This window comes from Pantoea sp. B_9 (genome assembly GCF_008632015.1).
GTDB classification, from domain to species: domain Bacteria; phylum Pseudomonadota; class Gammaproteobacteria; order Enterobacterales; family Enterobacteriaceae; genus Pantoea; species Pantoea dispersa.
Genome location: NZ_VWVL01000004.1, coordinates 181,417 through 207,548, shown reverse-complemented (window position 1 = coordinate 207,548; position 26,132 = coordinate 181,417). Strand labels below are relative to the sequence as shown.

Annotated in this window: 20 protein-coding genes; 7 read left to right on the top strand and 13 right to left on the bottom strand. The window is 57.2% G+C overall.

Features of this window, described 5'->3' with window-relative positions:
* Positions 1-209 precede the first annotated feature (209 nt).
* Entirely contained in the window at positions 210-2,543 is a 2,334-nt protein-coding gene (gene arcB / locus F3I21_RS14020; protein WP_058759597.1) for an aerobic respiration two-component sensor histidine kinase ArcB, read from the bottom strand.
* 884 nt (positions 2,544-3,427) lie between these two features.
* On the opposite strand from arcB, the gene F3I21_RS14010 reads away from it, so the two are divergent.
* Together F3I21_RS14010 and F3I21_RS14005 are read left to right on the top strand one after the other, a co-directional pair.
* The gene (locus tag F3I21_RS14010) at positions 3,428-8,959 is read left to right on the top strand and encodes a glutamate synthase-related protein (RefSeq protein WP_058759598.1); all 5,532 of its coding nucleotides are present in this window, start codon (positions 3,428-3,430) and stop codon (positions 8,957-8,959) included.
* Between the two features lie 53 nt (positions 8,960-9,012).
* Complete coding sequence (locus F3I21_RS14005; protein WP_058770697.1) at positions 9,013-10,767, top strand: sulfite reductase subunit alpha; 1,755 nt, start codon at positions 9,013-9,015, stop codon at positions 10,765-10,767.
* A gap of 111 nt (positions 10,768-10,878) precedes the next feature.
* Here the strand turns inward: F3I21_RS14005 and sspB are convergent, their stop codons facing one another.
* The 5 genes from sspB to zapE form a co-directional block, all read right to left on the bottom strand.
* Entirely contained in the window at positions 10,879-11,364 is a 486-nt protein-coding gene (sspB, locus tag F3I21_RS14000) for a ClpXP protease specificity-enhancing factor (protein WP_021507752.1), read from the bottom strand.
* 3 nt (positions 11,365-11,367) lie between these two features.
* Entirely contained in the window at positions 11,368-12,009 is a 642-nt protein-coding gene (gene sspA / locus F3I21_RS13995; RefSeq protein WP_021507753.1) for a stringent starvation protein SspA, read from the bottom strand.
* 329 nt (positions 12,010-12,338) lie between these two features.
* Complete coding sequence (rpsI, locus tag F3I21_RS13990; protein ID WP_021507754.1) at positions 12,339-12,731, bottom strand: 30S ribosomal protein S9; 393 nt, start codon at positions 12,729-12,731, stop codon at positions 12,339-12,341.
* 15 nt (positions 12,732-12,746) lie between these two features.
* Positions 12,747-13,175: a 50S ribosomal protein L13 gene (gene rplM / locus F3I21_RS13985; protein ID WP_021507755.1), complete on the bottom strand. Its 429-nt coding sequence runs from the start codon at positions 13,173-13,175 to the stop codon at positions 12,747-12,749.
* A gap of 238 nt (positions 13,176-13,413) precedes the next feature.
* Positions 13,414-14,541, bottom strand: a complete 1,128-nt coding sequence (zapE, locus tag F3I21_RS13980; RefSeq protein WP_150059176.1) for a cell division protein ZapE — start codon at positions 14,539-14,541, stop codon at positions 13,414-13,416.
* 184 nt (positions 14,542-14,725) lie between these two features.
* Here zapE and zapG point away from each other — a divergent pair, with 184 nt between their 5' ends.
* The 3 genes from zapG to degS all read left to right on the top strand — a co-directional run bounded on the left by zapG (position 14,726) and on the right by degS (position 17,769).
* Positions 14,726-15,130: a Z-ring associated protein ZapG gene (zapG, locus tag F3I21_RS13975; RefSeq protein ID WP_021507757.1), complete on the top strand. Its 405-nt coding sequence runs from the start codon at positions 14,726-14,728 to the stop codon at positions 15,128-15,130.
* Positions 15,131-15,238: 108 nt separating this feature from the next.
* On the top strand, positions 15,239-16,609 hold the full coding sequence (degQ, locus tag F3I21_RS13970) for a serine endoprotease DegQ (protein ID WP_150059175.1): 1,371 nt from the start codon (positions 15,239-15,241) through the stop codon (positions 16,607-16,609).
* Between the two features lie 86 nt (positions 16,610-16,695).
* A complete protein-coding gene (gene degS / locus F3I21_RS13965) occupies positions 16,696-17,769 on the top strand; it encodes an outer membrane-stress sensor serine endopeptidase DegS (protein ID WP_150059174.1) in 1,074 nt (357 codons plus the stop codon).
* Positions 17,770-17,833: 64 nt separating this feature from the next.
* Here degS and epmA read toward each other — a convergent pair whose 3' ends face one another.
* From epmA to efp, 3 genes are all read right to left on the bottom strand, one after another.
* Positions 17,834-18,811 (bottom strand): elongation factor P--(R)-beta-lysine ligase, encoded by a 978-nt coding sequence (epmA, locus tag F3I21_RS13960; RefSeq protein ID WP_021507760.1) that lies wholly within the window; start codon positions 18,809-18,811, stop codon positions 17,834-17,836.
* 163 nt (positions 18,812-18,974) lie between these two features.
* The gene (locus F3I21_RS13955) at positions 18,975-19,109 is read right to left on the bottom strand and encodes an entericidin A/B family lipoprotein (protein ID WP_031279745.1); all 135 of its coding nucleotides are present in this window, start codon (positions 19,107-19,109) and stop codon (positions 18,975-18,977) included.
* A 151-nt stretch (positions 19,110-19,260) separates the two neighbouring features.
* The gene (efp, locus tag F3I21_RS13950) at positions 19,261-19,827 is read right to left on the bottom strand and encodes an elongation factor P (RefSeq protein WP_021507762.1); all 567 of its coding nucleotides are present in this window, start codon (positions 19,825-19,827) and stop codon (positions 19,261-19,263) included.
* 40 nt (positions 19,828-19,867) lie between these two features.
* Here efp and epmB point away from each other — a divergent pair, with 40 nt between their 5' ends.
* Positions 19,868-20,896: an EF-P beta-lysylation protein EpmB gene (gene epmB, locus F3I21_RS13945; protein WP_058759602.1), complete on the top strand. Its 1,029-nt coding sequence runs from the start codon at positions 19,868-19,870 to the stop codon at positions 20,894-20,896.
* Between the two features lie 147 nt (positions 20,897-21,043).
* Here epmB and F3I21_RS13940 read toward each other — a convergent pair whose 3' ends face one another.
* The 4 genes from F3I21_RS13940 to F3I21_RS13925 all read right to left on the bottom strand — a co-directional run bounded on the left by F3I21_RS13940 (position 21,044) and on the right by F3I21_RS13925 (position 24,229).
* Entirely contained in the window at positions 21,044-21,391 is a 348-nt protein-coding gene (locus F3I21_RS13940; protein ID WP_021507764.1) for a DUF4156 domain-containing protein, read from the bottom strand.
* Positions 21,392-21,586: 195 nt separating this feature from the next.
* Positions 21,587-23,242 (bottom strand): chaperonin GroEL, encoded by a 1,656-nt coding sequence (groL, locus tag F3I21_RS13935; RefSeq protein ID WP_021507765.1) that lies wholly within the window; start codon positions 23,240-23,242, stop codon positions 21,587-21,589.
* Positions 23,243-23,288: 46 nt separating this feature from the next.
* Positions 23,289-23,582, bottom strand: coding sequence for a co-chaperone GroES (locus tag F3I21_RS13930; protein ID WP_021507766.1), 294 nt, complete (start codon positions 23,580-23,582; stop codon positions 23,289-23,291).
* Positions 23,583-23,776: 194 nt separating this feature from the next.
* On the bottom strand, positions 23,777-24,229 hold the full coding sequence (locus F3I21_RS13925; protein WP_021507767.1) for an FxsA family protein: 453 nt from the start codon (positions 24,227-24,229) through the stop codon (positions 23,777-23,779).
* 375 nt (positions 24,230-24,604) lie between these two features.
* Between F3I21_RS13925 and aspA the strand changes: the two genes are divergently transcribed.
* Positions 24,605-26,041, top strand: coding sequence for an aspartate ammonia-lyase (gene aspA / locus F3I21_RS13920; protein ID WP_021507768.1), 1,437 nt, complete (start codon positions 24,605-24,607; stop codon positions 26,039-26,041).
* The last annotated feature ends 91 nt before the right edge of the window (positions 26,042-26,132 follow it).

Here is a 26,132-nt window from a genome sequence, read left to right as displayed (position 1 = left end):
ATTTAAACGCTGCTCAACATCACACAATTTAATGAATCTTGTCACAAGCTGTGGCGAATTTGCTAAGGTGATTTTGAAGCGTTAACCAATACCACGCTGTTGCTTTTGTATTCGATTTCTAATAATAGCAGCAGCGCCCATTTCCCTGGTGTTGGCGCAGTATTCGCGCACCCCGGTTTCGACTGGGGTCATTTTTTTTCTGGCCCGCGCTATTTTTCCCGCTCCGCAACCCAGTTCCGTAATACTTCAACGTCGTGCCGCCACTCGTGTTTCAGCTCGTCGACCCACTCCTGCACGTTATCCCACCAGGCCGGCAATTCCGGTGACTGAATCTGTTTCGCCAGTTTCTGCAGATGCAGCAGGCCGACGGAGCCCGCCGCGCCTTTGATCTTGTGCCCCTCTTCGGCGATGCCCTTCTGGTCACGCGCCATCATGTTGGAGTCCAGCACCTCAAGATAACCCGGCATCATCTGCTCGAACATCGTCAGGCTTTGGGTGATCAGCCCCGGACCAACCAGCTCGATATACTGCTCCAGCATGTCGACATCCAGCAGCGTGCGTGACTGTTCCGCGTCGGCGTCACTCACCACCGCTTCCGCTTCGGCCTGGTAATCCCAGAATTTCTTGATCATCGCGGTCAGCGCTGGCACCGCCAGCGGTTTGCTCAGCACATCGTCCATGCCGGCATCGAGATACTCTTTTTTATCCTTCAGCACGTTGGCAGTCAGCGCCACCAGCGGCGGCAGCGTCACGCCGGCGTGCTGCTGATGAATGGCGCGCGACACATCGAGGCCAGTCATGTCCGGCAGCTGGATATCCAGCAGCACCAGGTCGAACTCCTGCGGATCGAACATCGCCAGCGCCTCACCGCCGGTCATCGCCACCTCCACGCTGCAACCCAGCTTCTCCAGTACCGAGCGCGCCACAATCACGTTGAGCTCGATATCTTCTACCAGCAGCACGTGCAGCGCCGGCAGCGGCATGCTGTCGTCCTGATCCTCATCTTCCACTTCATCCGCCACGCGCGGCGCGTGGATTTCCACGGTAAAGCACGAGCCCTGACCCGGTGCGCTGCTGACGGTGATATCGCCGCCCATCGCCTGCGCCAGCCGGCGTGACACCGCCAGGCCAATTCCGGTGCCGGTGGCCGGTTTACCGCCGTGCTGATCTTTCACCTGGTAATACATGGCGAAGATTTTGTCCTGCTCTTCCTGCGGAATGCCCATCCCGGAGTCCTGCACCTCAAAGTGCAGCGTTTCGTCCTGGCGATAGGCGACGCGCACCACGATTTCGCCCTGCCGGGTAAACTTCACGGCATTGCCAATCAGGTTCCACAGAATCTGGCGCAGGCGCGTGCCGTCGGCGGAGATCTTGTGCGGCAGCGGCAATTCCGGTGCCATGACGAACTTCAGCCCTTTCGGCTGCGCCAGCAGGCCGGAGAGGTTTTCCAGGTCGGCGAGGAAGCCGGTGAAATCCAGCGGCTGGTTATCCAGCTGCACTTTGCGCCGTTCAATCTTGTCGACTTCAATCACATCATTAAAGATGTTGCCGAGGGTGATGGCCGAGACGTGAATGGTTTTCAGGTACTTCAGCTGCTCCTGATTGAGATCGGTATCCAGCAGGATGCGGCTCAACCCGACGATGCCGTTAAGCGGCGTACGCAGCTCGTGGCTGATGGTGGAGATAAAGGTGGTCTTTTCACGGCTGGCGTTCTCCAGCGCGTCCTGATAGCGCTTACGCTCGGTAATATCGCGTCCGAAGCCCATCAGGCCGCTGCGCTTACCGACGCGGTCGTAATACGGCACTTTGCGGATTTCAAAGCAGGCTTTGCGCCCGTCCGGATACTGCAGCCACTGTTCATAGGTGAGCGACACATTGTGGCGAAACACCTTCTCATCGGTCTCCAGCACTTTGGTGGCGGCATCTTCGTCATAAATGTCGCGCGGCGTCAGGCCAATCAGCTGCTTCTCACTCAGGCCGGTGAGCAGTTCCATGGCGCGGTTACAGCCGGAGAACTGTTTGTCGATGTTGCGATAGAACACCAGGTCGGGCGAGGCATCAAGGAACGAGCGCAGGAAGGAAGATTGCTGCTCCAGCTCAATCTGCGCCTGTTCACGCCGCGTCATCTCTTCGCGCAGCTTATCCATCACCTGCTCGCGCGCCTGCTCTGCTTTAATACGGTCGCTGATTTCCTGGTTCAGCTGGCTGATGGTCTCTTTCATCTGCTGATTCAGTTCAAGGTCGCGCGTGCGCATCTCCTCCAGCTTGTCCACCAGCTTCGACAGCCGCTGGCGCGACTCCTCCAGCTGATCGACCACCACGGAGAGAAAGTAGACCGCCCACGGGGTAATCAGCAGGCCAAAAAACACCGAACGCACGACGTCGATACTTTCAACGTGGCCACGCAGCACCATGGTGACCGCCATCTGCACCACCATTGCCAGCACCACCAGCGCCGAAGCCAGCAGCAGCGAAAACCGCACCAGCCCGAGCTTGACCATTAAATCCACGTAGTACTGTGCTAAAAGACGAATCTGTTTCATTACGCGCTCCCTGAACGAATCTGGCTCATCATAGCGTAATTATCCGCGCGCTGCGCCGCCGCACGCGCCGTGCGGACTGACTTTACGCCCTGTTATGGTGCAGCAGCGCGGCGTTTCGCCGACGTTCGCGCCTTTATGCCTAAAGCGCTTGACTAATTCTGCCAACTGAATAATCTGGAGGGCCGCGCTTTTGCGGGTCCCGGTGCCGCGTGCCCGGCGCATCCGCTTTCTGCAGCCATCCCTCCTGATGGTTGCCTTCCGTTATTGCATATCCATTCAGCTTAAGTGCTGTTTTAATCACACCCTGGTTAATTAATTTTACTAATGGCAACCGTGTTTTGATTCAAATGTTCCGCCATAAGAAAAACAGATACATGCTGTGCACGAAACGGTCCAAACAGAATTTTGTGCTGGCATCCCCATATTCAACAGCATGGTCTGGAAATATGAGGCCGATCACACAGTGAGACGGCTCACACTTCATAAGGGAATCAGAAAGGTCAGATTGACATATATTTACGTAATAAAAACATAATAATCATACAGTTAAATCGCAAAAAGGCTAATTAACCGTAATAAAGCTGGCTATTTGACCTGAGTTCGCTTTCCCGATAAGTTGGAATTCCGCTGGATGCTTTCCAGTCGGGACTGTGTCTCGGCATATCTATGCAGCAAGAAGACTCCCTCTGGATGCAAGTTATCTCCCTTAGAGACCGGATTTTATGGACAGCCAATCAAGGACGTGAATCAGTGCCTTGATTGTCGTTGTCCGGTGTTGCGACGTCCGCGTAAAAGCGCGCGAAAACAAATTGATACAGCACGCAGCAGCGCTCTGTGCCTGAAATAATGCAGGTAATGTCTAAAGCAGTTTAAGGAGACCCTCAATGTCCACTCAACAACCTAACCCCTGGGGTTTGTATGATCCATCAGCAGGAAGCGACAGCTGTGGTGTAGGTTTCATTACCCGCAAGGACGGCGAGCAGACCCATGAAATCCTGCAGATGGCGCATAGCGCCCTGTGCACGGTACCGCACCGTGGCGGGATGTCTGCAGAGGGTGTGGGCGATGGCGCGGGCGTTAACGTTGACCTCTCCCTGAACTTCTTCCGTAAGCTGACAGGTCAGGCGCTGGAAGCGGGCCGCTTTGGCGTGGGCAACTTCTTTGTGCCAAAAGATGCGGCGCTGCGCGCGAACGCAGAGCGTCTGGTTGAAGAGACACTGGCCGCTTACAACTTCCCGGTGCTGCTGAAGCGTGATATGCCGCTGGACAACAGCGTCACGCGCCCGGCCGCACAGCAGTTCCAGCTGCCGATCGTGCAGTGGGTGTTTGCCGCACCGCAGGACGTTACCGAGCAGAGCGACTTCGAGCGCCACATTTACCGTGCGCTGCTGGACATCGAAGCACGCGCCTTTACCGAAAGCGAATTTGGCGGCCTTTATCCGCTGTCGCTGTCGTCGCGCACTCAGGTGTTCAAAGCCCGTCTGAACTCCAATGAAGTGATTCCCTACTTCAAAGATCTGACCGATCCCGATCATCAGGTACGCGGACTGTTTTTCCATACCCGCTTCTCCACCAATACCGATCCGCATACCACGATGGCGCAGCCGTTCCGCCTGATGGCGCACAACGGTGAGCTGAACACGGACCGGAAAAACCGCATCGCGGAAGCGGCACTGATGCTGGCGCGCGGCAAAAAGATCGTGCGGCCAAAAGGCCAGTCTGACAGTTCGCGTCTCGATCAGAGCATCCACAGCCGTCTGATGGAAGATAACCTCGATCTGATCAACGCCGTGGTTTCAATGATGCCGCCGGCGTGGGAAAACGACACCTCGCTGTCAGCTGAAGTGCGCGCCATGCTGGAATACTTCTCGCTGTATGAAGAGAAGAACGACGGCCCCGCCGCGCTGATCTTCGGTAACGGCGAAGTGATTGGCGCACGACTGGACCGTCTTGGTCTGCGTCCGCTGCGCTCCGTCGAAACCGCTGAATACATCGGTGCGATGTCAGAAGCCGGCCAGATCGCCTTCCCACCGGAGAGCGTGCTGCGCCGTGGCCGTATCGAAGCTGGCGGCATGCTCTATTATGATCACAAAGAGAAACGCTCTTACACCACCGTGCAGGCGCTGGAAAAGCTGGCGGCGGAAAAAGATTATCTCTCCCTGGTGCAGGCGGCACGCGTTGAACTGCAGCAGCTGCCGGAAGTGCCGGCAGAGAAACTCGGCTCGCCGCTGCGCTATCGCGGTGACCTGAAAACCTATCAGCGCTTTGTGGCTTACTACTACAACCAGGAAAGCTTCAAATTCATGATGGACCCGATGCTGCAAACCGGCGCTGAGAAGATCTCCGCGATGGGTTACGGCAATGCCATCAATGGCCTGTCCGATCATGAAGGCGGCATGGCGCACTACTTCTCGCAGCGCTTTGCGCAGGTCACCAACCCGCCGCTCGACTCCATCCGTGAAGCGGACGGCATGACGCTGCGCGTGGCGCTCGGCGCCAAACCGCACCTCGGCCGCAGTAAAGGCCAGCAGATCATCGTGCCAAGCCCGATCCTGACGCACCTGGACATGCTGCGTCTGCGCGAGCAGAAAGTGGCGCCGTATGCGCGCTTCGAGATGCTGTATGAGCCAGTCATCGGTAAAGACATCGTCAGCCGCGCCGCCAACGCCAAAGCGCTGGAAAACGCTATCGATAACCTGGCGCAGCAGGTGGTGGATTTTGCCCGTCAGCAGGGCGGCATCGCGGTGATTACCGATCGTCATATCTCGTCAACTCATGCTGCCATTCCGATGCTGCTGATGGTGTCGGCCATCAACCAGCGTCTGGTGCAGGAAGGCCTGCGTCTGGATGTGTCACTGGTGGTCGAGAGCGGCCAGAGCATCTCCTCGCACCATATCGCCGCCACGCTCGGCTTTGGCGCCTCTGCCGTGTATCCGCTGGGCGTACAGATGCGTGCAGAAGAGAAGTTTGGCGAAGGTGAAGAAGGCAACAAAGCGTTCAAACGCTATGCCAAAGCGGCAGAAAAAGCGCTGATGAAAACCATGGGCAAAGTGGGCCTGTGTACCGTTGAGAGCTACAGCTGCGGTGAGTTCTTCGAGCCAAACTTCCTCGATACCGAAGACCCGGTGCTGAAGAAATATTTCCCGAATATCAAAACTCCGGTGGGCGGCGCGGGCTTCCCGGCCATCGCGCAGATGGCGGTGGACTGGCACCAGAGCGCGCTGAAAATTCAGGGCGAAGCCGAAGTGCCACTGCTGGGTCTGTTTAAAGAACGTTCTGAGGGTGCGGGCCACTCGTACGGCACCATCGCGGTGCGTACCTTTATTGATATGACAGAGCAGCCGATTCGCTTCGCTGACAAAGCGCGCGAAGAGGACAACTTTATCCGTCTGATGACGCTGGCCAGGCTGGACAACGCGTTCAGCATCAAAGCCGAGTCGTTTAAAGACAGCAGCTTCGAGCGCATCCCGAATGCGGTGATCGACAGCTTTGCTATCACGCCGGATTACCGTCAGTTCTCCAGCCTGATGCACGCTGAGCGTAAGCGTCGTCCGGCGGCGCTGCGCGACATCCTCGCGCTGCCGTGCGATCTGACCCACGTGGACAGCGAAGCCGAATTTGGCCGCAAGCTGGGCCGCTACTCGCTGGTCAACAACGGCTTCGCCATTCGCGGCCTGCGCTGCGAAGCGGTGAACGGTAGCCTCAACCAGTTTGAGCTGCGTCTGATTGATGCCATTGCCGGCCTGAAGCCGGAGAGCGAGCGTCTGGCCGCGCTGTCACGCGCGCTGAAAACCCGCTTTAACGATGAGATCGAAAGCAGCAGCATCACTGAAGGCGTGTTGCACATTACCGCTTACGGTCAGGCAGCCGACTATCTGGCAAAAATCTTTACCGCGCTGCCCTCACTGCCGCTGGAAGAGATTCAGCCGGCGCACGAAATCACCCGTACCTTCGCCTCAGGCGCCATGAGCCACGGCGCGCTGGTCGCGCCGGCGCACGAAGCGGTGGCGCACGGCACCAATATGGTGGGCGGAATGAGTAACTGTGGTGAAGGTGGCGAACACTATTCACGCCACGGCACCATTCGCGCATCGCGCATCAAACAGCTGGCATCCGGTCGTTTCGGCGTGTGGGCGGCTTATCTGGCCGACCCGATGCTGGAAGAGCTGGAGATCAAAATTGGCCAGGGCGCTAAACCGGGCGAAGGCGGTCAGCTGCCTGCACCGAAAGTGACGGTGGAGATTGCGGCCGCGCGTGGCGGTACGCCGGGCGTTGAACTGGTATCACCGCCGCCGCATCACGATACTTATTCTATCGAGGATTTGGCGCAGCTGATCCACGACTGTAAAGCGGCACGCGTGCGCGTTATCGTCAAACTGGTGTCGTCTGAAGGCATCGGCACTATCGCAGTCGGCGTGGCAAAAGCCGGCGCAGACGTCATCAACGTCGCCGGTAACACCGGCGGCACCGGCGCGGCGTCGGTCACCAGTCTGAAATACACCGGGCGCGTGGCGGAAATCGGTATCGCCGAAGTACATCAGGCGCTGTGCGCGAACGGGCTGCGTGACAAAGTGCAGCTGCGCTGTTCCGGCGCACAGCAGACCGGCAGCGACGTGATCAAATCGGCCCTGCTCGGCGGCGACAGCTTCGAGTTTGGCACCACCGCGCTGATGATGCTGAAATGCGTGATGGCGAAAAACTGCAACGTCAAATGCCCGGCTGGCCTCACCACTAACGCTGAAGCCTTCGATGGCGATCCGCGTCAGCTGGCGCAGTATTTTATCAACGTGGCGCAGGAAGTGCGTGAGTTCCTCGCACGCCTCGGTCTGCGTTCGCTGCGTGAAGCGCGCGGCCGCTCTGACCTGCTGCACCTGATGGATCATCCGCTGGAAGTGGGCAAACTCGATCTGCGCGCCATGCTGACCGTGGTGCCGGAGCAGAAGATCGCTCAGCCAGTGTATCTGGAAAAAGATTTCGAGCTGGACGATGGCTGGGTTGAAGAGCTGAAAGCGCAGCTGGTTGATGCCGCCCGCCGCGAGATTACGCTGGGTAACGGCGTGACGCTGAACAACCGTAACAAGAGCGTTGGCGGTCAGCTGGCGATCGATATTGAGCGCATGCTGAACCACGAGCTGTCGGCGCAGCAGCTGGCCGCGCTGCCAGCGGTACTGCAGGATGACCGTGGCCGGAAATATCTGGCACCGCGCACAGTGCAGATTGATACCCGCGGGTCAGCCGGTCAGTCATTTGGCGCGTTCTGCAACGACGGCATGCAGATGAAGCATTACGGTACCTGTAACGATGGCGTCGGTAAAGGTCAGTGTGGCGGCGAACTGGTGGTGATGTCACCGGGCGGCGGCGCACAGGACAGCGACGGCAATGTGCTGATCGGTAACTTTGCGCTGTTCGGCGCGACCGGCGGTCGTCTGTTTGTTCAGGGCCAGGCCGGTGACCGTTTCGCCGTGCGTAACTCAGGCGCCACCGCGGTGGTGGAAGGCGTCGGCGACTTCTGCTGTGAATACATGACCAACGGCGCGATTCTTAACCTCGGCACCTTTGGTAAAGGTTTCGGTAACGGCATGAGCGGCGGCTTCGCCTATCAGTACGATCCGTACCGTTCCCTGGCCGCGCACGCCGCCGGTGATTCGGTGCTGTTCGGCTCCATCGCTGACGAAGACGAAATGGCGCAGGTGCACAAGCAGGCAGTGCTGACCATGCTGCACTGGCACCTCGAAGCCACCCAGTCGCCGCGCGCGGCATGGCTGCTGGAGAACTGGGAAACCGAGTGTCAGCACTTCGTTTATGTGATGCCGCGCTCGCTGCTGCTGTATCAGGACGGCGGTGAAATCCTGAAAGCGAAAACGCGTAAGGATTTGCTGGAAGAGCTGTCCACGTCGCTGGCCGCGCATCAGGTTGCCAAGTTCAAATCAGCCTGGCGTGCGGGCAAAACCATCGCCGACGGTGCGGTACCGGCCTACGGCGCGACCGATACGCAGGAGATGTTTGTTCTGCTGAATAACTACACTGTTCTGAGCTTCGCGCAGCAGCTGGCGCTGGGCAAACTGCCGAAAGGCACAGCGGTGGAAGACGCGGCAGTCGAGAAAGCGGTTCGCAACCTGCTGATGACCGAAGATTTCGCGCTGGTCAGCAAGCTGCAGCGTCATGCCCGTGCGGCCATTGAGAACTACAGTGATGATGAGCTGGCAAGCCTGATCGCCGCCAAGCGTATGTCGGATTACAAAGCCGCGCTGACGCAGCGCAACATTCGCTCCATGGACAGCCTGGCAACCTATGGCTGGATCATTTATCAGGACGCCTGCAACCGTGAGGTGCTGGGCCATCTGCCTGATTTTGAAGAGCTGTTTGCACGCGCCGCACTGCCAGAGATTGCCGCCGCGGTCGGGAAACTCTCCTGATTGCGCTGCGAAAGAAGATTGATGACGATAAAACGGTTTGAGTACTGATATCCATGAAGATTCCTTACATTCCTGAAGACGCGCCGTTTAACGGCGAACAGAAATACTGGCTGGCGGGGTTTCTCGCCGGTCTCCACTCGCGCCTGCTGGTATTAGAAGACAAGCAGACCGCACCGGCAGCGGGCGCCAGCGCCACCACCCAGCTGCATATTCTGTTTGGTTCCCAGACCGGTAACGCCGAAGCGCTGGCGCAGACCGCAGCCAAAGCGGCGCGCGCTAAAGGCCTGGTGCCGGTAGTGCAGGCGCTGGGTGAAGTGGATCTGGATGTGTTCGCCACCATGCGTCATGTACTGATTGTCACCTCCACCTACGGCGAAGGCGAAATGCCGGATAACGCACAGCTGTTCTGGCAGGCCATCTCAGCCAGCACCGCGCCGCGTCTGGAGCAGATGCACTTTGCCGTGCTGGCAATCGGCGATACCGGCTACGACGGTTTCTGCCAGGCCGGTAAGTTCATTGATATGCGCCTGGAGCAGCTGGGGGCGAAACGCGTAGTGGATCGCATCGACTGCGACATCGATTACGAAGAGCCTTCCAGCGAGTGGATTGGCAGTGCCATGCCACAGTTTGCCGCCAGCGCGGGCAGCAGCGGCACGGTGCTGGAGAGCGCGCCGGAAGCGCCGGTGATCCCGGGCAGCAACAAGCAAAACCCGTACGCGGCGGCGCTGGTGACCAATAAGCGTCTGTCCGGCGAGCAGTCCGCCAAAGATATCCGTCACTTCGAATTTGACCTGAGCGACAGCGGCCTGAAATACGAAGCCGGTGATGCGCTGGGGGTGATCCCGGTGAACGATGCCGGGCTGGTGAGCCTGCTGCTGAGCGAGCTGAAAGCCGACTACGAAACCCCGGTGCCGGGCTTTGACCGTAACCTCGGCGATCTGCTGACCTATCAGTTCGAGATTTCTGAGCCGTCGCGCAAGCTGATTGAGTGGGTCGGACAGCACACCACCAACCAGGAGCTGCTGCACGTCCTTCAGCACGACGATAAAGATACGCTGGCTAACTGGCTGTGGGGCAAAGATACGCTGGATCTGCTGCAGCTCGAGCTGAAGCGTAATCTGTCGGTGCCGGAGCTGGTAGCGATGCTGCGTCCGCTGCAGCACCGTGCTTACTCCATTTCGTCCAGCTCGAAGGCGCACCCTAACCAGGTGCATCTGACCATCGCTTCCGTGCGCTATCACAGCGGTGGCCGTGAGCGTAAAGGCGTGTGCTCAACCTATCTGGCTGAACGCGTGCGTCGCGGAGAGAAGCCGGCGATCTTTATTTCGCCGAACAAAGCGTTCCGCGTGCCGGCGAACAATAACGCCCCGCTGATCATGGTCGGTCCGGGTACCGGCATCGCGCCGTTCCGCGCCTTCCTGCAGGAGCGTCAGGCGACCGGTGCTGAAGGTAAAAACTGGCTGTTCTTCGGCGACCAGCATCAGGAACATGATTACATTTACGCGGATGAGCTGGCGGGCTGGCAGCAGAGCGGTCTGCTGACGCATCTCGACCTGGCCTTCTCCCGCGATCAGGAAGAGAAGATTTACGTGCAGAACCGCATGCTGGAGAAAGGCGCTGAGCTGTACGCCTGGCTGCAGGAAGGCGCCTACTTCTACGTCTGTGGCGATGCCTCACGCATGGCGAAGGATGTCGATGCCGCGCTGTATGAAGTGGTGCGTCAGTTCGGTGGTCTTTCCAGCGAACGTGCCGCAGCCTATATCGATCAGCTGAAGAAAGATAAGCGTTATCTGCGCGACGTTTATTAAGATCGGTACAAAGGGAGCGCTACGCTCCCTTTGGTCTGCCGCGCGCTAAGCCGCGCTGCGACACAGGCATAAAAAAACGGGCTAATCAGCCCGTTTTTTATTTTCCGCGATTTACTTCACTACGCGCAGTGAAGGACGTCCACCGCGCGGCGGCGGTTCGTCATCCGGTGAAGAGTCGTCATCCGTCGCATCGTCCGGACGGTCACCATCAATCACCGACATCAGCGTCTCTTCCTGGCCGCCTTCCTGCTCGTCGCCGGACAGCTCATAAGCTGGCTCCGGTTCGAACATGGTGCCGGCGCCGTTTTCGCGCGCGTAAATCGCCAGCACCGCAGCCATCGGCACGGATACCTGGCGCGGCACGCCGCCGAAACGCGCATTGAAGCGCACCTGATCGTTGGCAAGCTCAAGGTTACCCACCGCGCGCGGTGCGATGTTCAGGACAATCTGTCCGTCACGAGCGTACTCCAGCGGCACCTGTACGCCAGGCAGATTGATATCCACCACCAGATGCGGCGTCAGCTGGTTGTCGAGCAGCCATTCATAAAAGGCCCGCAGCAGATAGGGACGGCGGGCAGTAAGTTGCGACATTTCCATAGATTAGCCCCGGGCTTGCAGGCGCATTTCACGTTCGGCTTCCGTCAAAGAAGCGAGGAAGGAGTCACGTTCAAATACGCGCGTCATGTAGCCTTTCAGCTCTTTCGAACCTGCGCCAGCCAGATCCACACCCAGCTGCGGCAGACGCCACAGCAGCGGCGCCAGATAGCAATCCACCAGGCTGAACTCTTCGCTCATAAAGAACGGCGTACGTGAGAACAGCGGCGCAATGGCCAGCAGCTCTTCGCGCAGTTGCTTACGCGCGGCATCGGCTTCGGCACCGCTGCTGGTTTCAATGGTACGCATCAGGCTGTACCAGTCCTGCTCAATGCGGTGCATCATCAGACGGCTTTCACCGCGCGCGACCGGATAAACCGGCATCAGTGGCGGATGCGGGAAACGCTCATCGAGGTATTCCATGATGATGCGGGATTCATACAGCGTCAGTTCACGGTCGACCAGCGTTGGCACAGTGCGATACGGGTTGAGGTCAATCAGATCCTGCGGCAGATTATCCGTTTCAACCTGCTCGATCTCCACGCTGACGCCCTTCTCAGCCAGCACGATACGTACCTGATGGCTGAAAATGTCAGTCGGACCAGAAAACAGCGTCATTACCGAACGTTTGTTGGCAGCGACAGCCATGAAAACCTCCAAGTTTGTTCACAAAAAAATACTGCGAATAGCCAACCACGCGGCGACTCACCTGCTCATCAGATTCGCACACAGCCGGGCGTTACGGGCATTGTCCGGTCGTCCCGACAGGAGCAGTATGCACAACGCCGCGACTCGCGGGCGCAAAGTGTCAGTCAGTTTACCAGATTTTAAGCAGCTTGTGGGGCGGGGATAATCATTTGCGGGCAAAATGCGGGGAAAGCTCGCGTTTTTGCGCTGAAAAAGCCGCGATTCAGGCAATAAAAAACCCGCCGAAGCGGGTTTTTTGAGCCAATTGTAACTGCCGAAGCAGCCAGCAATTAACGCTTGGAGAACTGTGGACGACGGCGTGCTTTACGCAGACCGACTTTCTTACGTTCAACCTGACGCGCGTCACGGGTAACGAAGCCAGCTTTACGCAGTTCAGAACGCAGAGACTCGTCGTATTCCATCAGAGCGCGGGTGATACCGTGACGGATCGCACCAGCCTGACCAGAAATACCACCACCTTTAACGGTGATGTACAGGTCCAGTTTACCAACCATATCAACCAGCTCCAGCGGCTGACGCACGACCATGCGTGCAGTCTCACGACCGAAGTACTGCTCCAGAGAGCGCTGGTTAATTACGATGTTACCGCTACCCGGCTTGATAAAGACGCGAGCGGCAGAGCTTTTGCGGCGACCAGTGCCGTAGTTTTGAGTTTCAGCCATTGCCTATAATCCCGATTAAATGTCAAGAACTTGCGGTTGCTGCGCCGCGTGGTTGTGCTCGTTACCTGCGTAAACTTTCAGTTTACGGTACATAGCACGACCCAGTGGGCCTTTTGGCAGCATGCCTTTAACCGCGATTTCAATCACACGCTCAGGACGGCGTTCGATCATCTCTGCAAAGGTCGCTTGCTTGATACCACCGATGTGGCCAGTGTGGTGATAGTAAATCTTGTCGTTACGCTTGTTGCCGGTTACAGCAACTTTGTCAGCGTTCAGAACGATGATGTAATCACCGGTATCAACGTGCGGAGTGTATTCCGCTTTGTGCTTACCACGCAGACGGCGCGCCAGTTCAGTCGCCAGGCGACCCAGGGTTTTGCCAGTTGCGTCAACAACATACCAGTCACGCTGTACGGTTTCTGGTTTAGCTGTAAAAGTTTTCATTGAAAAGCTTACCCAAATAAAAGTTACACGTTGGTGAAATCCCAAACGCTAAGTTAACGATTGAGGCTCACACGACCAATTCGCCCAGCAAGCCCACCCCCTCAGGTAGAGTTACCGGATCACACAGTTTTCCGGGAAAAGAAAGCCTGTGCTGTAACGTGGGGTCGCAAGATTATAGAGAAGTCGAATCTAAAGATCGACTCTTTTTGCGCCCGAAGCGGTGATTTCTGTTTGCCCTTCAGGGCAGGTGCGGCAGGCGAAGATACTCCTCGCTCTGCATCTCCTGCAGGCGCGAGAGACAGCGCTGATATTCGAATTTCAGCCGTGTGCCCTGATAGATTTCAAACAGCGAGGTTTCTGCCGCCACCACCAGCTTGACGTGGCGCTCGTAGAACTCATCCACCAGCGCGAGGAACCGCCGCGCCTGGTCTTCCGTTTTGTAAATCATCACCGGCACATCGTACAGCAGCACGCTGTGGAAGCGGCGCGACAGCTCAATGTAATCGTGCTGACTGCGCCCTTCACCGCACAACGCGAGGAAATTGATGGCCAGTACGCCTTCGTGAACGCCGAGCGTCGGCAGCTGACGATGGTTAATCTCCAGCACCGGCGCGTCGCCGCGCGGTTTACCGGACAGCGCGCTGAACATGCGCTCCATCTCCGCGTGCGTTGTGTCGTTAAGCGGGAAATTCCACAGATGGGCCGATGTCAGGGTGCGCAGGCGATAATCAATGCCGGCATCGACATTCATCACATCGCAGTGGCGCTTAATCTGCTCGATAGCCGGCAGAAAACGCGCCCGCTGCAGGCCGTTGCGGTACAGCTCATCCGGCGGAATGTTGGAGGTCGCCACCAGCGTAATGCCGCGGGCAAACAGTGCTTCCATCAGGGTACCAAGCAGCATTGCGTCGGTGATGTCGGAGACAAAAAACTCGTCGAAACAGAGAATATCGGTTTCCGCTTTGAAACGGTCAGCGACTATCAGCAGCGGGTCGCTGTGGCCCTGCAGCTGCGTTAACTCTTCGTGCACGCGCAGCATGAAGCGATGGAAATGCAGACGCAGTTTGCGATCGCCAGGAATAGACTGAAAAAACAGATCCATTACCCAGGTTTTACCGCGTCCGACGCCGCCCCACATATACAGGCCACGCACCGGCGCTTCATGGCTCTCCGGCGCTTTATTCATCAGCTTTGATAAGCGGCCAAACAGCCCTTTAGCTGCCGGCTGCGGCTGCTGCTGGCGGGCAATCAGGCCTTGCTGAATGCGATCTAAACGGGTGATGGCGTCACGTTGTACATCGTCCGGACGAAACTCGCCCTGCGACAGCGCCTGCTCATAGCGCGCAAGCGGAGATGAGGTTTGCATGGTTCTCTCAGAATCCCTGAAAAAGTCCGATTCACGTGTCGGTTGTCGAAAATTAGGCCGCTCTACACTAAGCGATACAGCCCGAGGATTCCACTTCCGATGGATTAACGGGTATAGTGGCTACTATTGAAGTTGAAACAGAAGCAATGCCCTACGAAGCAACGGAAATTACACGGGAGTCATTATGACCTGGGAATACGGGCTGATTGGTTTAGTGATTGGCATTATTGTCGGCGCGGTAGCGATGCGTTTTGGCAACAAAAAGCTGCGTGAGCAGCGCAGCATGCAGTACGAACTGGAAAAATCCAAAGCGGAGCTGGCGGATTACCGCGAAGAGCTCACCAACCACTTTGCGCGCAGCGCAGAGTTGCTGGACAACATGGCGCGCGACTATCGCCAGCTGTATCAGCACATGGCGAAAGGGTCGAATGACCTGCTGCCAAATCTGCCGGGCGAGAAAAACCCGTTTGCTTACCAGCTGACGGAAGCCGAGGCCGATAACGACCAGGCGCCGGTGCAGATCCCGCGCGACTACTCTGAAGGCGCATCGGGCCTGCTGCGCAGCGGCGAACGCACCACCCGCAGTTAATCGTTTTGGGGCACAGCATGGCTGTGCCCTTTTTGTTTTCCGAACGCTTATTACCAATAACTGTCACACTTCTTTTATCCCCCTTTTCGCAGCGAGAGCGTCATAGCAATGAAAAAACCAGCACGACTGTTAAGCGCATTAGCCTTGAGCATTGGGATGAGTCTGGCGGCGACGCCGGGTGCCATGGCCACGTTGCCGGCACAGATTCAGGGACAAGCACTGCCAAGCCTGGCACCGATGCTGGAAAAAGTGCTGCCGGCGGTGGTCAGCGTGCATGTCGAGGGCACCGACAGCGGTCAGCAGGGCCAGGATATTCCCGAGCCGCTGAAGCGCTTCTTTGGCCAGGCGCCCGGCCAGTCTCAGCCACAGCCATTTGAAGGACTGGGTTCCGGCGTCATCATCGACGCGGCCAAAGGCTACATTCTGACCAACAATCACGTGGTAAACGGTGCGGATAAAATCAGCGTGCAGCTGAGCGATGGCAACGAATATGACGCAAAGCTGATTGGTCATGACGAGCAAACCGACATCGCGCTGATTCAGGTAGAAGGCGCAAAAAACCTCACGCAGGTGAAAATTGCTGATTCTGACGCGCTGAAAGTGGGTGACTTCGCCGTGGCGATCGGCAACCCGTTCGGCCTCGGCCAGACGGCGACGTCCGGCATTATTTCGGCGCTGGGCCGCAGCGGGCTGAATCTGGAAGGGCTGGAGAACTTTATTCAGACCGATGCCGCCATCAACCGTGGCAACTCCGGCGGCGCGCTGGTGAACCTCAACGGCGAGCTGATCGGCATTAACACCGCCATTCTGGCGTCGAGCGGCGGCAACATTGGTATTGGCTTTGCCATCCCCAGCAACATGGCGATGAATCTGGCGCAGCAGCTGATTCAGTTCGGCGAAGTGAAGCGCGGTCAGCTCGGGATCAAAGGGACAGAAATGACCGCCGATATCGCGAAAGCGTTTAACGTCGATGCGCAGCGCGGAGCATTTGTCTCTGAAGTGCTGCCGAAGTCGGCGGCGGAACAGGCGGGCATCAAAGCGGGCGACATCATTACCGCCATTAACGATAAGCCAATCACCAGTTTTGCCGAGCTGCGGGTGAAAGTCGGCACCACACCGCCAGGCCAGCAGGTGAAAATCGGTCTGCTGCGCGATGGCAAACCGCTGACGGTGACCGTAACGCTGGAACAGAGCGCGCAGAGCACCGCCAGCGCCCAGCTGATGTCGCCGGCGCTGCAGGGCGCCACGCTCAGTGACGGCAATACCAAAGCCGGCGATAAAGGGGTCAAAGTCGATACCATCGAAAAAGGCACGCCGGCAGAACAGGTTGGCCTGCAGAAAGACGATGTGATTGTCGGCGTCAACCGTACGCGGGTGCAGAGCCTCGCCGAGATGCGCAAAGTGCTGGAGGGCAAACCGCCGGTACTGGCGCTGAACGTGGTGCGCGGCGACGAGAGTATTTACCTGCTTCTGCAATAATCCTCGCAACGGGCGGACAAGCAGGTGTTTGTCCGCCCTTCTCGTGCTATTCTGCCCTGCGATCAACTCTTGCCTGAAATAACACCATGTTTCTTAAACTTTTACGTTCTGTGGTGATGGGCCTGATCGTGGCAGGTTTACTGCTTGTCGCGATCCCGGCGCTGCGAATGGGCAGCAACGTCACCTTTGATCACGACAGCAGCGCCGATCAAGCGCCCTTCAGTTTCAATCAGGGCGTACGCCGTGCTGTGCCGGCGGTGGTCAACGTCTATAACCGCAGCGCGCACGGTAACAATAATCGCGGCATTACCACGCTCGGTTCCGGCGTCATCATGAACGCGAAAGGCTACATCCTTACCAACAAACATGTCATCAATAACGCTGACCAGATTATCGTCGCGCTGCAGGACGGACGCTTTTTTGAAGCGACGCTGGTGGGTTCCGACGCCATGACCGATCTGGCGGTGTTAAAAATCAGCGCCTCCAATCTGCCGGTAATCCCGATTAACGCCAAACGTGTCGCGCATATTGGTGATGTGGTGATGGCGATTGGCAACCCGTATAACCTCGGCCAGACGGTCACCCAGGGCATCATCAGCGCCACCGGCCGCATCGGTCTGAGCTCCTCAGGTCGGCAGAACTTCCTGCAAACCGATGCCTCGATCAACCAGGGGAACTCCGGCGGCGCGCTGATTAATTCGCTGGGCGAGCTGATGGGCATCAACACGCTGACCTTCGACAAAAGCAACGACGGCGAAACCCCGGAAGGCATTGGTTTTGCCATTCCGACCGCGCTGGCGACCAAAATCATGGATAAGCTGATCCGCGATGGCCGGGTGATCCGCGGTTATATCGGTATTACCGGGCGCGAGCTGCCGCCGCTGCACGGTCAGGGCAGCAACCTCGATCGGGTGCAGGGCATTATCGTCAGTGAAGTGACGCCGGGCGGTCCGGCGGATCGCGCCGGCATTCAGGCCAACGATGTCCTGCTGCAGGTGAACGGCAAGCCGGCGCTGTCCGCGCAGGAGACCATGGACCAGGTGGCGGAAATCCGCCCGGGATCGGTGATTGATGTGCAGGTGCTGCGCAATGAGCAGAAGATGACGCTGCCGGTTACCATCCAGGAGTTTCCGGAAGCGGCCAATAATACCTCGCCGTAAACGCACCCGGCCGCGGACAGCGCCATCGCTGAGCCGCGGCCGGGTGTGCAGAACCGCGGCGTAACTAGCTGCGATCAACCGGGAAAGCGATCACCTCACTGAGCGCATCGGCCTTCAGCGCCAGCATAATCAGGCGATCGACGCCCAGCGCCACGCCGGAACAGGCCGGCATGCCGTGCGCCAGCGCATCCAGCAGGTAAGTATCAATCGGATGCTGTGGCAAACCGCGCGCGGCGCGACGACGATTATCCTGCTCAAAACGCTGACGCTGTTCGCGGCTGTCGGTCAGTTCGCGGAAACCGTTGGCCAGCTCCACGCCTTTGTAATAGACCTCGAAACGCTCTGCCACGCGGTGATCTTCGGTACTGATCTCCGCCAGCGCCGCCTGACTGGCCGGGAAGTGATAGACGAAGCACGGCTTATCGAGACCAATTTTCGGTTCCACGCCCAGCATAAACAGCAGCTGCAGCAGCGTGTCGCGATCGTCTTCGCGATTCGCCAGCTCGCCCTCACCCAGCTTTTCCGCCGCTTCGCGCAGCTGCGCCTTGTCCGCCGACAGCGGATCGATCTCCAGATGACGGATAAACGCCTGCTGATACGATAGCGATTCGGCGCTGTCACACTCCAGCACCTGCTGCAGCAGGTCGTCGACTTCATTCATCAGCCGATACATGTCGTAGTGCGGCCGATACCACTCCAGCATGGTGAATTCCGGATTATGGTGGCGCCCGGCCTCTTCATTACGGAAGCAGCGCCCCATCTGATAAATCGGGCCGCTGCCCGCCGCCAGCAGGCGCTTCATGTGATATTCCGGACTGGTCATCAGCCACAGATCGCGCCCGTCTGCCGCGCCAGGTCCGACAAAGCGCGTCTGGAATGGCACCAGGTGGATGTCGGTGATCGTCGCCTGGCTCATGGCAGGCGTATCCACTTCCAGTACGCCGCGATCGGCAAAGAAACGCCGGATTTCCGCCAGGATGGCGGCGCGTTTCAACAAATTGGCAATGGGTGCGCTCGGCTGCCAGCTTGCCGTTTCGCTCATGGTGATGACTCCTTATACAGACAAGGGGAGGAAGTCTACCCGTATTGCTGACGGCAAACAACGGCACCGCCGTCGCGGCAGGCAGTTTCAGAAATCACAGGCGCTGGAGGACAACAGGAGGAAGAGAAAGCCGGTACGAAAGCAGGTTTCGCACCGGTTTTAGTTACTGCGCGCTGCGCTGAATTGCCTGACCGCCCGCTTCAACATCTTCGCCTACGCCACGCGTGGTGTTACAGGCTGAAAGCAGCGAGGAAAGCACCAGTACCGAGAAAATCGCGACAATACTTTTCTTTAACATAGCCATATCCTTGTTGGTTGCAGTAAAAGTACAGCTTTTAAAGCATAGACCGGATACGCCATGATGGCGGTTAAGCCGCTGAAAAAAGACGCGGTGCGGGGAAGAGCGCGGGAATAAAAAAGGCGCATCGATGATGCGCCTGATTTGACGATTATTTTACGCGGGAAACGTATTCGCCAGAGCGGGTGTCCACTTTTACCACTTCGCCAATCTGTACGAACAGTGGCACTTTGATCACGGCGCCGGTAGACAGCGTCGCTGGCTTGCCGCCGGTACCGGCAGTATCACCTTTCAGACCTGGGTCAGTTTCGGTGATTTCTGCTTCGATGAAGTTCGGTGGCTGAACGGCGATCGGTTTATCGTTCCACAGGGTTACGATACACTCGGCGTTGTCCTGCAGCCATTTTGTCACGTCGTCCAGTACCTTGGCTTCAACCTGATACTGTTCGAAGGTTTCCGGGTGCATGAAGTAGAAGAAGTCACCGTCGTTGTAGGAGTACTGCAGCGTCATGTCACGCACGTCTGCGCCTTCGGCGGAGTCGGTAGACTTGAAGGTTTTTTCAACGCGTGAACCGGTCAGCAGACGACGCATTTTAACACGTGCAAACGCCTGGCCTTTACCCGGCTTAACGAATTCACTGGATTCGATGGCATACGGTTCGCCTTCGAACATGATTTTAAGACCGGCACGAAAATCGTTGCTAAGATAAGTCGCCATAAAGGCCCTCTGTAGATATTAACTGGTAATAGCCAAAAAAATGGCACACATTGTAACCCTAAATCCCCCCGTCAGAGAAGATTGGTTGCAGCAACTTGCTGATGTTGTCACCGATCCTGCTGAATTACTGCAACTTTTAGCCCTCGAAAACCACGCGGATCTGGCAGCCGGGAGCGAGGCACGCCGTCTGTTCGCCCTGCGCGTACCGCGCGCCTTTATTCAGCGCATGCAGCGCGGCAATGCGCAGGACCCGCTGCTGCTGCAGGTGCTGACCAGCCGTCAGGAGTTTACCGATGCGCCGGGTTACAGTACCGATCCGCTCGATGAGCAGAGCAGCGTGGTACCGGGCTTACTGCATAAGTATAGAAACCGCGCGCTGCTGCTGGTCAAGGGCGGCTGCGCGGTGAACTGTCGCTACTGCTTCCGCCGGCATTTCCCCTATCAGGATAATCAGGGCAACAAGCGCAACTGGCAGGCGGCGATTGATTACATTGCCGCCCATCCCGAGCTCGACGAGATCATCTTCTCCGGCGGCGATCCGCTGATGGCGAAAGATCAGGAGCTGGCGTGGCTGATTGGCGCGCTGGAAAACATTCCGCACCTGAAACGCCTGCGCATTCACAGCCGGTTGCCGGTAGTGATCCCGGCGCGCATTACTGAAGGGCTATGCCAGCTGCTGGCGGATACGCGTCTGCAGGTGCTGCTGGTCAGCCACATCAACCACGCGCAGGAGATTGACGAGGCGCTGCGCGAACGCATGCAGAGGCTTAAACGCGCCGGCGTCACCCTGCTGAACCAGAGCGTGCTGCTGCGCGGCGTTAATGACGATGCGCAGACTCTGGCACAGCTCAGCAATGCGCTGTTTGATGCCGGCATCCTGCCCTACTATTTACATGTGCTGGATAAGGTGCAGGGGGCGGCGCACTTCTTTGTGCCGGATGAGCAGGCACGGGCGCTGGTGCGGCAGCTGCTGACCATGGTGTCGGGCTATATGGTGCCGAAGCTGGCGCGGGAAATTGGTGGTGAGCCGAGCAAAACGCCGCTGGATCTGCAGCTACGTCAGGAGTGACGTTCCCTGCCAGCTGCCCGGTGCGCATGAATGCGCACCCTACAGTCGGCGCCATCACCGTAGTGTCGCCATTGATGGCGACCGTGCTGGAACTGTACTCAAAAACAAAAAAGCCGCTCTCGCGGCTTTTTTATTGCTGCTCTGCCATTACGGGCACTTATACACCTGACCCGACATTTTGCTGTCGAGCGGGGCAAAGGCAGACAGCAGATTCTGCGTCGGGCTGGTGGCACCATAAATCACGTTGCCGCCCATCTCCGCTGCGCGGTTACGCAGGTCGTTGGCCGCACCACGCAGTGAACTGCCTTCACCGCCTGAGCCGGTCAGCCAGTTGCTCTGCGAGCCGGTAACATTGCCCAGCAGCTGACATTGGCTGCCTGGCTGTTGATCAACAAAGGTGACACGTTCGCCGGCGGCACTCAGTTGGTTGGAGGTGCTACAGCCCGCCAGCAGTAAGGTACCGACTGCCAGTCCGAGCGAGAGGTTAATCCGCATTATAATCCCCATTTATTATCATCAGTGTCGGGCGGCAGCGTAGCAGAAAAGCGCACATTTTTTCTGAACATTCATTGCCCTAAACCCGCAAAGCCGAAGTATTGCGCCCTTACTTATACCTTGTTCGCCGGCAAAAGAAAAACCCCCGACCGTTTCCGATCGGGGGTTTCTCAACAGCTCAGACGTTCAGGGCAATTACATCATGCCGCCCATACCGCCCATGCCACCCATGCCGCCAGCGCCAGCACCTAAGTCAGGTGCGTCGCCTTTCGGCAGGTCGGTGACCATCGCTTCGGTGGTAATCATCAGACCGGCCACAGAAGATGCGTACTGCAGCGCAGAACGGGTCACTTTGGTTGGATCCAGGATACCGAAGTCGATCATGTTGCCGTACTCTTCGGTCTGGGCGTTGTAACCGTAGTTACCGTCGCCCGCTTTCACGTTGTTAGCAACAACAGATGGCTCTTCACCGGCGTTAGAAACGATCTGACGCAGTGGCGCTTCCATCGCACGCAGAGCAACCTTGATACCGACGTTCTGGTCTTCGTTCTGACCTTTCAGGCCAGATGCTGCGATTTTCGCCGCAACACGCACCAGCGCGACACCACCACCGGCAACCACGCCTTCTTCAACCGCAGCACGGGTAGCGTGCAGGGCATCTTCAACGCGTGCTTTCTTCTCTTTCATCTCAACTTCAGTCGCTGCGCCTACTTTCAGTACGGCTACACCGCCTGCCAGTTTTGCAACGCGCTCCTGCAGTTTCTCTTTGTCGTAGTCAGACGTCGCTTCTTCGATCTGCTGACGGATCTGCGTCACGCGGCCAGAGATTGCGCCCTGATCGCCCACACCATCGATGATGGTGGTGGTGTCTTTGTTGATCACCACGCGTTTTGCCTGACCCAGGTCTTCCAGCGTCGCTTTTTCCAGCTCCATACCGATCTCTTCAGAGATCACGGTACCGCCGGTCAGGATAGCAATATCCTGCAGCATCGCTTTACGACGGTCGCCGAAGCCCGGTGCTTTCACCGCAGCCACTTTCACGATACCGCGCATGGTGTTGACCACCAGCGTAGCCAGCGCTTCGCCTTCCACGTCTTCTGCGATGATCAGCAGTGGTTTGCCGGCTTTCGCCACAGCTTCCAGCACTGGCAGCATTTCGCGGATGTTAGAGATTTTCTTGTCAGCCAGCAGGATGAATGGGCTTTCCAGCTCCACTGCACCGGTTTCTGGCTTGTTGATGAAGTACGGAGACAGGTAGCCACGGTCAAACTGCATACCTTCAACCACGTCCAGCTCGTCCTGCAGACCGGTGCCTTCTTCAACGGTGATCACGCCTTCTTTACCCACTTTGTCCATCGCCTGAGCGATCAGGGTACCGACGCTTTCATCGGAGTTGGCAGAAATGGTACCTACCTGCGCGATAGCGCGGGAATCCTGGCATGGTACAGACAGGGTTTTCAGCTCTTCAACGGCTGCGGCAACGGCTTTATCGATACCGCGCTTCAGATCCATTGGGTTCATGCCCGCCGCGACGGCTTTCAGGCCTTCGTTGACGATAGCCTGTGCCAGAACGGTAGCGGTGGTGGTGCCGTCGCCTGCTGCGTCGTTAGCTTTAGAAGCGACTTCTTTCACCATCTGCGCACCCATGTTCTCGAACTTGTCTTCCAGCTCGATTTCACGTGCCACAGAAACACCATCTTTAGTGATGGTCGGTGCACCAAAAGATTTATCCAGAACCACGTTACGGCCTTTCGGGCCCAGGGTAACTTTTACTGCATCTGCCAGTACGTTCACGCCACGCAGCATTTTTACGCGTGCGTCATTACCGAATTTTACGTCTTTAGCTGCCATTTCAAATATCCCTTAAATTCGTTTCGTTCAGTGAATTACGCGTAAATTACGCTTCAACAATCGCCAGAATGTCGCTTTCAGAGATGATCAGAACTTCTTCGTTGTCGATTTTCTCAGTCTTGGCACCGTAGCCTTCGCTGAAAATCACCAGATCACCCACTTTCACGTCCAGCGGCTTCACGTCGCCGTTTTCCAGGATGCGGCCATTGCCAACAGCCAGTACTTCACCGCGGGTTGATTTGCCTGCTGCAGAGCCGGTCAGAACGATACCGCCAGCAGATTTGGCTTCAACTTCTTTACGCTTGACGATAACGCGATCGTGCAACGGACGAATTTTCATTTGATAGCTCTCCTTTGAGAAGTCCAATCATTCATTTTTGGGTTGAACGCCGGGCTTGAGGGTTCCGGCCTCGTGGAGAGAGAGATAGGGGCAGAAAAGGGGCTTTCAAGGGCAAAAAAATAAAAAATTTTCGTTTGCGTAACAGATGACGAAAAAGACAGCAAAAAGGGCGGCTTACGCCGCCCCGCTTACATTCAGCGATCTTTATCGTGACCGATACGATCCTGATCTTTGCGCTCAAATTCGCCGTCCATGGTGACGCCGCTATCCGGGCCCTGCCCCGGGCCGCGCCATACGCGCAGGTGCGGCATCAGCTTCAGCGTCAGGTGTTTCTGCACCGGCGGCAGCAACAGCAGCAGGCCGAGGAAATCGGTGAAGAAGCCCGGCAACAGCAGCAGAAAACCGGCGATGATCAGCGACACGCTTTTGATCATCTCCGCCGCCGGGCTCTCGTTACGCGCCAGCTTCTCCTGCATCAGCATAAAGTTCTTCATGCCCTGGTTTTTCACCAGCGACACACCAATGCACGAGGTAAAAATCACCAGCAGCATGGTCAGCAGCACGCCGAGCGCGTGCGCCACCTGGATGAAAATCGAGATCTCAATCCAGGCCAGAACAAAAAAAATCACTAACGGTAACCAGCGCACCGATATCTCCTGTGAGTCGCGCCGCCACGCAGCGTGCGGGGCAGCAAAATTGAAGGGTCAGCATGACCATAACGTATGAGATGGGCACGCGGCCGGGGAAATTCAACCGCCGCTGTTAAATTTATGCCACTGACTTAAAATTGCGAAGTACATCACATATCGTTATTACCGCTGGGCCAGCAAATGTCCGTAAAGTGATCTGTGCACAAGCATTTCTGCAGTGACAGAATATGATCGTGCTCGCCAGCCCGAAGATGGATAAAATGTCGGCACTGGTATTCCACGACAATATAATTGCTTCACCTGCACGTTATTCGCCGCCCATCCATTCCGGATGCCCGGCAATAACACAGCAGCAATAATAAGAAGGTAATCATGGCGAACAACATTCGTATCGAAGAAGACCTGTTAGGCATGCGTGAAGTTCCGGCAGATGCCTATTACGGTGTTCATACTCTGCGTGCGATTGAGAACTTCTATATCAGTAACAGTAAGATCAGCGACATCCCTGAGTTTGTTCGCGGCATGGTGATGGTGAAAAAAGCCGCCGCGCTCGCCAACAAAGAGCTGCAAACCATCCCCCGCCACATCGCCAACACCATCATTCAGGCCTGTGATGAAGTGCTGAACAACGGTAAGTGCATGGACCAGTTCCCGGTTGATGTCTATCAGGGCGGCGCGGGCACCTCGGTCAATATGAACACCAACGAGGTGCTGGCTAACATCGGTCTGGAACTGATGGGTCACCAGAAAGGTGAATATCAGTACCTCAACCCAAATGATCACGTGAATAAGTGTCAGTCCACTAACGACGCTTATCCTACCGGTTTCCGCATTGCGGTTTACGCCTCGATCCTCAAACTGCTCGACGCGATTGGCCAGCTGAGCGAAGGTTTTCAGCGCAAAGCGGTGGAGTTTGAAAACATCCTGAAAATGGGCCGCACCCAGCTGCAGGACGCGGTGCCGATGTCGCTCGGTCAGGAGTTCCACGCGTTTAACGTGCTGCTGAACGAAGAGACGCGCAGCATTCTGCGCACCGCCGAACTGCTGCTGGAGGTTAACCTCGGCGCCACGGCGATCGGCACACGCCTCAACACGCCGGACGGCTACCAGCAGCTGGCGGTACAGCGCCTGGCGGAAGTCAGCAACCTGCCGGTGGTGCCCGCCGAAGATCTGATTGAAGCCACCTCAGACTGCGGCGCTTACGTCATGGTGCACTCAGCGCTGAAGCGCCTGGCGGTGAAACTGTCGAAAATCTGTAACGACCTGCGCCTGCTGTCATCCGGTCCGCGCGCCGGCCTGAACGAAATCAACCTGCCGGAACTGCAGGCCGGTTCTTCGATCATGCCTGCGAAAGTTAACCCGGTGGTACCGGAAGTGGTCAATCAGGTGTGCTTCAAAGTGATTGGTAACGACACCACGGTGACCATGGCTTCTGAAGCCGGTCAGCTGCAGCTCAACGTGATGGAACCGGTGATTGGCCAGGCGCTGTTTGAGTCGATCAGCATCCTGACCAACGCCTGCTACAACCTGCTGGAAAAATGCGTTAACGGCATCACCGCCAACAAAGCGGTCTGTGAAGCCTACGTGTTCAACTCCATCGGTATCGTCACTTACCTCAACCCGTACATCGGCCATCACAACGGCGATATCGTCGGGAAAATTTGTGCTGAAACCGGTAAGAGCGTACGCGAAGTGGTGCTGGAACGCGGTCTGCTGACCGAAGCCGAGCTGGACGATATTTTCTCCATCCAGAACCTGATGCACCCGGAATACAAAGCCAAACGCTACACCGACGAAAACGAACAGTAATCCGTTCCGGATCAAGTCGTCTGAAGCACGCCTGTATACAATACGGCGTGCTTTTTTATTTTGACGTCTATAACTAAAGTGGCTGCGTGTG

What these genes read in the sequence shown, in the direction of transcription:
- F3I21_RS13955 (WP_031279745.1), bottom strand. Translation starts at nt 19,109, where the DNA reads ATGTTAAAGAAAAGTATTGTCGCGATTTTCTCGGTACTGGTGCTTTCC.
- rplM (WP_021507755.1), bottom strand. Translation starts at nt 13,175, where the DNA reads ATGAAAACTTTTACAGCTAAACCAGAAACCGTACAGCGTGACTGGTAT.
- zapE (WP_150059176.1), bottom strand. Translation starts at nt 14,541, where the DNA reads ATGCAAACCTCATCTCCGCTTGCGCGCTATGAGCAGGCGCTGTCGCAG.
- F3I21_RS14005 (WP_058770697.1), top strand. Translation starts at nt 9,013, where the DNA reads ATGAAGATTCCTTACATTCCTGAAGACGCGCCGTTTAACGGCGAACAG.
- groL (WP_021507765.1), bottom strand. Translation starts at nt 23,242, where the DNA reads ATGGCAGCTAAAGACGTAAAATTCGGTAATGACGCACGCGTAAAAATG.
- arcB (WP_058759597.1), bottom strand. Translation starts at nt 2,543, where the DNA reads ATGAAACAGATTCGTCTTTTAGCACAGTACTACGTGGATTTAATGGTC.
- sspA (WP_021507753.1), bottom strand. Translation starts at nt 12,009, where the DNA reads ATGGCTGTCGCTGCCAACAAACGTTCGGTAATGACGCTGTTTTCTGGT.
- zapG (WP_021507757.1), top strand. Translation starts at nt 14,726, where the DNA reads ATGACCTGGGAATACGGGCTGATTGGTTTAGTGATTGGCATTATTGTC.
- efp (WP_021507762.1), bottom strand. Translation starts at nt 19,827, where the DNA reads ATGGCGACTTATCTTAGCAACGATTTTCGTGCCGGTCTTAAAATCATG.
- sspB (WP_021507752.1), bottom strand. Translation starts at nt 11,364, where the DNA reads ATGGAAATGTCGCAACTTACTGCCCGCCGTCCCTATCTGCTGCGGGCC.
- epmA (WP_021507760.1), bottom strand. Translation starts at nt 18,811, where the DNA reads ATGAGCGAAACGGCAAGCTGGCAGCCGAGCGCACCCATTGCCAATTTG.
- epmB (WP_058759602.1), top strand. Translation starts at nt 19,868, where the DNA reads ATGGCACACATTGTAACCCTAAATCCCCCCGTCAGAGAAGATTGGTTG.
- degQ (WP_150059175.1), top strand. Translation starts at nt 15,239, where the DNA reads ATGAAAAAACCAGCACGACTGTTAAGCGCATTAGCCTTGAGCATTGGG.
- F3I21_RS13940 (WP_021507764.1), bottom strand. Translation starts at nt 21,391, where the DNA reads ATGCGGATTAACCTCTCGCTCGGACTGGCAGTCGGTACCTTACTGCTG.
- degS (WP_150059174.1), top strand. Translation starts at nt 16,696, where the DNA reads ATGTTTCTTAAACTTTTACGTTCTGTGGTGATGGGCCTGATCGTGGCA.
- F3I21_RS14010 (WP_058759598.1), top strand. Translation starts at nt 3,428, where the DNA reads ATGTCCACTCAACAACCTAACCCCTGGGGTTTGTATGATCCATCAGCA.
- rpsI (WP_021507754.1), bottom strand. Translation starts at nt 12,731, where the DNA reads ATGGCTGAAACTCAAAACTACGGCACTGGTCGCCGCAAAAGCTCTGCC.
- F3I21_RS13930 (WP_021507766.1), bottom strand. Translation starts at nt 23,582, where the DNA reads ATGAAAATTCGTCCGTTGCACGATCGCGTTATCGTCAAGCGTAAAGAA.
- aspA (WP_021507768.1), top strand. Translation starts at nt 24,605, where the DNA reads ATGGCGAACAACATTCGTATCGAAGAAGACCTGTTAGGCATGCGTGAA.